Origin of the sequence: Rhodoferax sp., from assembly GCF_028715765.1 — a bacterium.
Lineage (GTDB): Bacteria > Pseudomonadota > Gammaproteobacteria > Burkholderiales > Burkholderiaceae_C > Rhodoferax.
This window is the reverse complement of the sequence record NZ_JAQURE010000076.1, coordinates 1-6966: the sequence shown is the minus strand read 5'-3', so window position 1 is coordinate 6966 and position 6966 is coordinate 1. Positions and strand designations below refer to the sequence as shown.

The window sequence follows — 6966 nt, the reverse complement described above, 5'->3', positions numbered from 1 at the left end:
TTATTTTTTGCACACTGGCTGGGTTGGGGGCACTGCATGCCCCGGTGTGGGCGCAAGACCGCATTTACCGTTGTGGCAACGAATACACCAACAACGTCACCCCGGCTCAGGCTAAAAACTGCAAATTGGTTGAAGGTGGCAATGTGACCGTGGTGCAAGGCATCAAGCCCAAAGCCGCTAAGGCTGGCGCTGCAGCCAGTGCTACCTCAGGTACGCCAGCCGGTTCAAAGGTGGATGCCGCAGAACAAAAGTCACGCGACTCCGATGCCCGCTTGATCTTGCAGTCTGAGCTGGCCAAAGCGGAGAGCCGTCAAGCCGAGTTGCTCAAAGAATTCAACAATGGCGAGCCTGAAAAACTCGGTTCAGAAGTGCGCAATCACCAAAAATACCTCGACCGCGTGGCCGAACTCAAAGCCAGCTTGGCACGCAACGAGAGCGACATGGCCGGTATTCGTCGCGAGCTTGGCCGGGTCACGGGCAGCACGGCGGCACGCTGAACATGAGCCAGAGTCAATTCGCAAAACGCTCAGCGCTCCCGGCGCAGAAAGCCCCCAGCCCGTTATCGATTCGCTTTCAGTCGTTTGACCTGCTGGCCACCTTGGTGGCGGTGGTGCAAAGCGATGGCACGGTGTTGTTTGCCAACGCTGCCCTGGAAGACGCGCTGGGTATCTCGCGGCGCAGCATTGTGGGCTCGCATTTGCCTGACAGCTTTACCGAGCCGGCTCACTTGAAAACAGCGCTGCAAGGCGCCGGCAGCAACGAATTTGCCGCACTGCGCTACGACGCCGGGCTGCTGCGGGTGTCGCGCGAGCCGTTGCCGGTGCATGTGATCGTGACCCTGACCGAGGCGCATGAAATCATTGTGGAGCTGTTGCCGCTGGAGCAGCAAGCCCGCCAAGACCGCGAAGAGCGCCTGGCCGAACAAGCCCAGTCCAACAAAGAGCTGATTCGCAACCTGGCGCATGAAATCAAAAACCCGCTGGGCGGCATTCGCGGTGCCGCGCAACTGCTTGAGCTTGAAATGGCACAGCCCGAGCTGGCGGAGTACACCCAAGTCATCATCCGCGAGGCCGACCGCCTGCAGTCGTTGGTCGACCGGTTGCTGGCGCCGCACCGCAAGCCCCATGTGGTCAGTGATGTGAACATTCACGAGGTGTGTGAACGCGTGCGCTCACTGATTTTGGCCGAGTTTCCCAAGGGCTTGAGCGTGGTGCGCGACTACGACACCTCTATTCCTGAATTCCGGGGCGACCATGAGCAGCTCATTCAAGCCCTGATCAACATTGCCCACAATGCCGCTCAAGCCTTGAATGAGCGCGTGCTGCAGGGCGATGCGCAGCTGATTTTCCGCACCCGGGTGGCGCGCCAAACCACGTTTGGCAAGCAGCGTTATCGGTTGGCACTGGAATTGCATGTGATTGACAACGGACCGGGCGTGCCTGATGCCATCAAAGACCGCATTTTTTACCCGCTGGTGTCGGGCAGGGAAGGCGGCTCTGGCTTGGGGTTGACATTGGCGCAAACCTTTGTGCAGCAACACCATGGCTTGATTGAGTGCGACAGCGAGCCCGGCCGGACGGACTTCAAAATTCTGATACCCCTGCCCTGAGTGCCATGTGTTCGCACCCGGGGTCTAACCCGAGGCCAGACAACGTGATGAAACCCATTTGGATCGTCGACGATGACCAGTCGATTCGCTTCGTGCTCGAAAAAGCCCTGCTGCGCGAGCAACTGCCGAGCCGCAGCTTCACCAACGCGCGCGATGTGCTCAACGCCCTGACGGACGACGACAAACCGCCCCAAGTGTTGGTCAGCGACATTCGCATGCCGGGCGGCTCGGGGCTGGATTTGCTGGACAAGGTCAAGGCCAAATTCCCTGGCTTGCCGGTCATCATCATGACCGCTTACTCTGACCTCGACAGCGCCGTGTCGGCCTTTCAGGGCGGTGCTTTTGAGTACCTGCCCAAGCCCTTTGACATCCCCAAAGCCGTGGAGCTGATTCGCCGTGCCGTGGCCGAGAGCCAGCGCGAAGAGGTCAATGAAGTGCAGGTGGTGGAAACCCCAGAAATGCTGGGCCAAGCTCCGGCCATGCAAGATGTGTTTCGCGCCATTGGCCGGCTCAGTCAAAGCAACGTCACGGTCATGATCACGGGTGAATCCGGTTCCGGCAAAGAGCTGGTGGCGCGCGCCTTGCACAAACATTCACCGCGTGCCAAAGGGCCGTTTGTGGCCATCAACACCGCCGCCATTCCCAAAGATTTGTTGGAATCAGAGCTGTTTGGCCACGAGCGAGGTGCCTTCACTGGGGCGCAAACCATGCGCCGGGGCCGCTTTGAGCAGGCCGATGGCGGCACCTTGTTTCTGGACGAAATTGGCGACATGCCGTTCGACTTGCAAACGCGCCTGCTGCGGGTGCTCTCTGATGGGCATTTTTACCGGGTCGGTGGTCACAGCGCCGTTAAAACCAATGTGCGTGTGATTGCCGCCACGCACCAAAACCTGGAGCAGCGCGTCAAAGACGGCGTGTTCCGTGAGGACTTGTATCACCGCCTGAATGTGATTCGCCTGCGTTTGCCTGCGCTGCGTGAGCGGCTGGAAGACATTCCCATGCTGACGCGGCATTTTTTGCTGATGAGTGCGCGCCAGCTGGGGGTGGAGCCCAAGCGCATCTCAGACACTGCCTTGCAGTGGTTGGGCAAGTTTGCGTTTCCTGGCAACGTGCGCCAGCTTGAAAACATCTGTCATTGGCTTACCGTGATGGCGCCCGCTCAAGTGATCGAGGCCAAAGACTTGCCTCCTGAAGTGGCTGTGTCTGAGTCTGAGGTTGAAGCATCAAAAGTGCCTCTAGCGCCCGTAGATAATGCACAAGCAGCTCTTCATTCAATAGCGATTCATGCTCAAGCAGCGGATGTGATGCCTGTCACTGACTTGGCGTCAGCCACCACAGCGTCGGTCACTGCCGCCGCGTGCCTGGCTTGGGAGCAGGGGTTGACAGCCGATGCCGCCGCACTGTTGGCCACCGAACGCACTGATGTGTGGGATGTGCTCACAGCACGGTTTGAAACCTGTTTGATTCAGGCGGCGCTGGCTGCCACGAAAGGTCGGCGCATTGAAGCTGCTCAAAAACTTGGCATTGGCCGCAACACCATCACCCGCAAAATTCAGGAATTAGGGCTGGAAGATAAGGGCGCGTAAAAAACAAGTGGGTCATTTTGATGACCGCGTCCTGAAGCGTGTTGTCACTGGGTGACGGCTTCAGCCCTTGAGTTCCATCAGCACCGGTGCATGGTCGCTGGGACGCTCGTTGTGGCGTGGGGTTTTGTCGATCTGGCAGGCCGACACCAGGGGTTTGAGGGCTTGGCTGACCAAAATGTGGTCAATGCGCATGCCACGGTTGCGCTTGAAGCCGAAGTCTCGGTAGTCCCACCACGAATAGCTTTTGGGTGCTTGCGCAAACAGCCGGTGCGCGTCTGTCAGCCCCAGGGCGATCAAGGCGTTGAGTTCATAGCGCTCTTCGTCGGTGCAATGAATCTGGTCGCGCATACCCTCGGGGTCCCACACGTCGGCATCGTCAAAAGTGATGTTGAAGTCGCCCATCAACACCAGCCGGGGGTGGGTTGCCAACTCCGTGCGCAGCCAGGCACGCAAGCCTTGCAACCAGGCCAGTTTGTACTCAAATTTGTCGCTGCCTGGTTCCTGGCCATTGGGAAAATAGGCACCCACCACGCGGATGTCGCTCGCCGCTGAACCTGACTCAAAGGCAACGGTGGCACTGATGACGCGTGCCAGGTCGTCATCAAAACCGGGAATGTTGCGCGTCACTTGCTGCGCTGGGGTGCGGCTGATCAAGGCCACGCCGTTGTAGGTTTTTTGGCCAAAGCAGACCGACTCAAACCCGGCTGCTTTGAACGCCGCGTGGGGAAATTTGTCATCGGTGAGCTTGAGCTCTTGCAGTGCCAGCACATCCACCGGGTTGGCGGCCAGCCAGTCCAGCACTTGGGGCAGGCGGACTGTGAGAGAGTTGACGTTCCAGGTGGCAAGTTTCATATAAGAAATAGGGCTCTAGAGCTTATGGATAAAGCATGAGTAGCTATTGAAATAATGAATTTCAACTTACTCAATGCGCCAAAATTTCAATTTCTGCGGTAAGTGACAAAGGCAAAGCGCAAACCAGTGCTTGAGGTGTGTGCCTCGCGCTGCACTTCATGCCACTCGGCGCCGAAGTGGGGTGCAAACGCATCGCCTTCAAACTCGGCGGCGATGTCTGTGACCACCGCTTCAGTGGCCAGTGGCAGTGCCTGGGCATAGACCTCGGCACCACCCATCACCCAAGCCGTGCTCTGCGCCGGGCAGGCCGCGCAGGCCGCATCCAAAGAGTGCACCACCAGCGCACCGTCTGCCTGCCAATCTGACTGACGAGTGACCACCAGGTTGAGCCGTCCGGGCAGGGGACGAAACTTGGGTGGCAAGCTGTCCCAGGTTTTGCGCCCCATGATGACCGGGCAACCCAGCGTGGTACGTTTGAAGTGCGCCAGGTCTTCGGGCAAGTGCCAGGGCAGGGTGTTGTGGTGGCCAATCACGCCGTTGGCGGCGCGGGCAAAAATCAGTTTGAGTTGCATGGCAGGGTGCAGCGTAAAGTGGTCAAACAGTGGGTGGGCGACGGGGCAGCAGCACGGCGGCAATGGCGGTCATCACACAGACAACAGCCACCATGTCTTGCCAGCCCGGCACCTCGCCCACAATCAGCGTGGCGGTGAGGGTGCCAATGAGCGGAATGGCCATGATGCTCATGGCGCTGGTGGCGGGCGGCAGCTGCCGCGCCATGCCAAACCAGATGATCTGCGCAAACCCGTAGTTGATCAGCGCGCCATAGGCCAGACTGCCCCACATGGGTGCAGAAAACTGCCACCCTGGCCAGGGTTCGAGCGCAAACGCCAGCCCCCACAAGCACAGGCTGGCCAAAATCAGCATCCACACGGTGAGGGTTTCCATGGGCATGCTCAAGTGCGCGCGGCGCATCATCAGCGTGCCCGCAGCCCAAGACAAGGCAGCCAATTCCATCCAGACAATGCCCAACGGCTTGCCGCTGAGTGCAGTGAATTCATTGAACGTGAGCAGCCCAATGGCCAGTGCCACGGCCAGCACTGCCAGGCCAATGCGTGAGGTGAGTTTTTCCTTAAAAAACAAAACGCCCAGAAGCACCGTCCAAATCGGCATGGTGAAGCCCAAAATGGCAGCGCGCCCGCTGGCCAGCTCTTTCACACCCAAAATGGCCAAGGTGTGCCATCCCAACACATTGGGCAGGCCCAGGCTCATGACACTGCGCCACTCACGGCCTTGCGGCCACATGCGCACCCCCTTGAAGCGGTAAAAGCCATACAGCCAAAGCGCCCCACAGCTCATGGTGAGGGCGCGAAAGTACAGCGGTGAGAGCTCGCGCAGGCTGTATTTCATCATCGGCCAGTTGGTGCCCCACATCAGCGTGAGCGCAACCAAAGCCCAAAGCTGGCGGCGGGTGATGGGGTGAGCGCTCAAACCGCCACCGGGGCCTTGATGGCGGGATGGCACTGGTAACCCTGCACCTCAAAGTCTTCCAGGGCGTAGTCAAACAGACTGGCCGGCTGGCGTTTGATGACCAAGGTGGGGTAGGGGAAAGGCTCTCGGCTGAGTTGCAGCGCCACTTGCTCGGCATGGTTGGCGTAGATGTGGCAGTCGCCGCCGGTCCAGATGAAATCGCCCACGTCCAGGTCACATTGCTGCGCCACCATGTGGGTCAGCAGGGCGTAGCTGGCAATGTTGAAGGGCACCCCCAGAAAGCTGTCAGCACTGCGCTGGTAGAGCTGGCAGCTGAGCTTGCCGCGGCCACCCGGTGTGGTGGCAGGCGCGACATAAAACTGGAAAAACGCGTGGCAGGGCATCAGCGCCATCTGGTCGAGTTCGGCCACGTTCCAGCTGCTCACGATGATGCGGCGGCTGTCCGGGTTGGTTTTGAGGGTGTCGATCACCTGTTGAATCTGGTCGATGTGACCGCCATCAGGCGTGGGCCAGCTGCGCCATTGCACGCCATACACCGGTCCCAAGCTGCCATCAGCGCGCGCCCATTCGTCCCAAATGGTGCAGCCGCGTTCTTGCAACCATTTCACATTGCTGTCGCCACGCAAAAACCATAGCAGCTCGACGATGATTGCTTTCAGGAACACCTTTTTGGTGGTGACCAGCGGAAACCCCTGAGTCAAGTCAAAGCGCATTTGGTAACCAAAGACGCTGGTGGTGCCGGTGCCGGTGCGGTCAGGCTTGAAAACGCCCGTGGTTTGCACGTGGCGCAAAAAGGTTTCGTATTGGGATGAGGTGGTTGCCAAGATCAAACGCCCCCAACCAAGACTGGGCGCACGCGTTGTAAAAGGGTGTGATTCATGCGCAAAGTATATGCGCCGCCTCTATTTCTGAGCGCGTTGAAGTGCCTCTGAAAGGCTGGGGCAGCGTCAGCGTCCCAGCCCGCGTTTGAGGTCTTTGAGCAGCAACACCACCTGGTTAGAGGCATGGCTGTAGCCACTGTTCAGGGTTTGCATGGCTTTGGCTTGCTCATTGTTTTGAGCCAGAGCCACCACATTGGAGGCCTGCACATGAAAATATTTGTGCCGCGCCACCAGCACTGAAAACGAGGGGTATTTACCCAAGCGTTGCGCGCCGGCGCCATGCAGCCACTTGCCCAAATCGCAGCGGTCATCCAGGCAAATGATTTCGGGTTTGAGCTCTTCACTGGATTGACCGTTAAGGTAGTTTTGCAGCCGCAATTTCCAGTTTTCGTGGGCGGCGATGGCGGTGTCAATGTCTATCTCTGCCAGGATAGCGGCGGCCGATTTGGCATCCAGCCCCAATTCGCTGGCGGGGGCAGCCGCACTGGCCTGCTCTTTTTTGCTGCTGGATGAACCGAAGAAACGACTGAAAAACCCCATGATTGAATCC

8 protein-coding genes are annotated in these 6966 nt (G+C 58.9%); 3 read left to right on the top strand and 5 right to left on the bottom strand.

The genetic code is table 11. The features are described from left to right. Positions 1-2 precede the first annotated feature (2 nt). From PHT20_RS15830 to ntrC, 3 genes are read left to right on the top strand one after another with little or no spacing between them, the layout of a single operon-like run. Positions 3-497 carry a hypothetical protein gene (locus PHT20_RS15830; protein ID WP_301021275.1) on the top strand — a complete coding sequence of 165 codons (495 nt, stop codon included), beginning with the start codon at positions 3-5 and terminating at the stop codon, positions 495-497. A gap of 2 nt (positions 498-499) precedes the next feature. After that, positions 500-1609: a nitrogen regulation protein NR(II) gene (gene glnL / locus PHT20_RS15825; protein ID WP_300083821.1), complete on the top strand. Its 1110-nt coding sequence runs from the start codon at positions 500-502 to the stop codon at positions 1607-1609. A gap of 47 nt (positions 1610-1656) precedes the next feature. Continuing rightward, entirely contained in the window at positions 1657-3195 is a 1539-nt protein-coding gene (ntrC, locus tag PHT20_RS15820) for a nitrogen regulation protein NR(I) (protein ID WP_300083881.1), read from the top strand. Between the two features lie 60 nt (positions 3196-3255). Here the strand turns inward: ntrC and xth are convergent, their stop codons facing one another. The 5 genes from xth to PHT20_RS15795 all read right to left on the bottom strand — a co-directional run bounded on the left by xth (position 3256) and on the right by PHT20_RS15795 (position 6956). Then, positions 3256-4047 (bottom strand): exodeoxyribonuclease III, encoded by a 792-nt coding sequence (gene xth, locus PHT20_RS15815; protein WP_300083823.1) that lies wholly within the window; start codon positions 4045-4047, stop codon positions 3256-3258. 86 nt (positions 4048-4133) lie between these two features. Further along, positions 4134-4619: a dihydrofolate reductase gene (locus tag PHT20_RS15810; protein ID WP_300083825.1), complete on the bottom strand. Its 486-nt coding sequence runs from the start codon at positions 4617-4619 to the stop codon at positions 4134-4136. Positions 4620-4641: 22 nt separating this feature from the next. After that, positions 4642-5568, bottom strand: a complete 927-nt coding sequence (locus PHT20_RS15805; protein WP_301021274.1) for a DMT family transporter — start codon at positions 5566-5568, stop codon at positions 4642-4644. Beyond that, positions 5532-6326 (bottom strand): thymidylate synthase, encoded by a 795-nt coding sequence (locus PHT20_RS15800; protein ID WP_300083883.1) that lies wholly within the window; start codon positions 6324-6326, stop codon positions 5532-5534. Before PHT20_RS15800 ends, PHT20_RS15805 begins: the two co-directional genes overlap by 37 nt. A gap of 156 nt (positions 6327-6482) precedes the next feature. Continuing rightward, positions 6483-6956, bottom strand: coding sequence for a CZB domain-containing protein (locus tag PHT20_RS15795; RefSeq protein WP_300083829.1), 474 nt, complete (start codon positions 6954-6956; stop codon positions 6483-6485). Positions 6957-6966 lie beyond the last annotated feature (10 nt).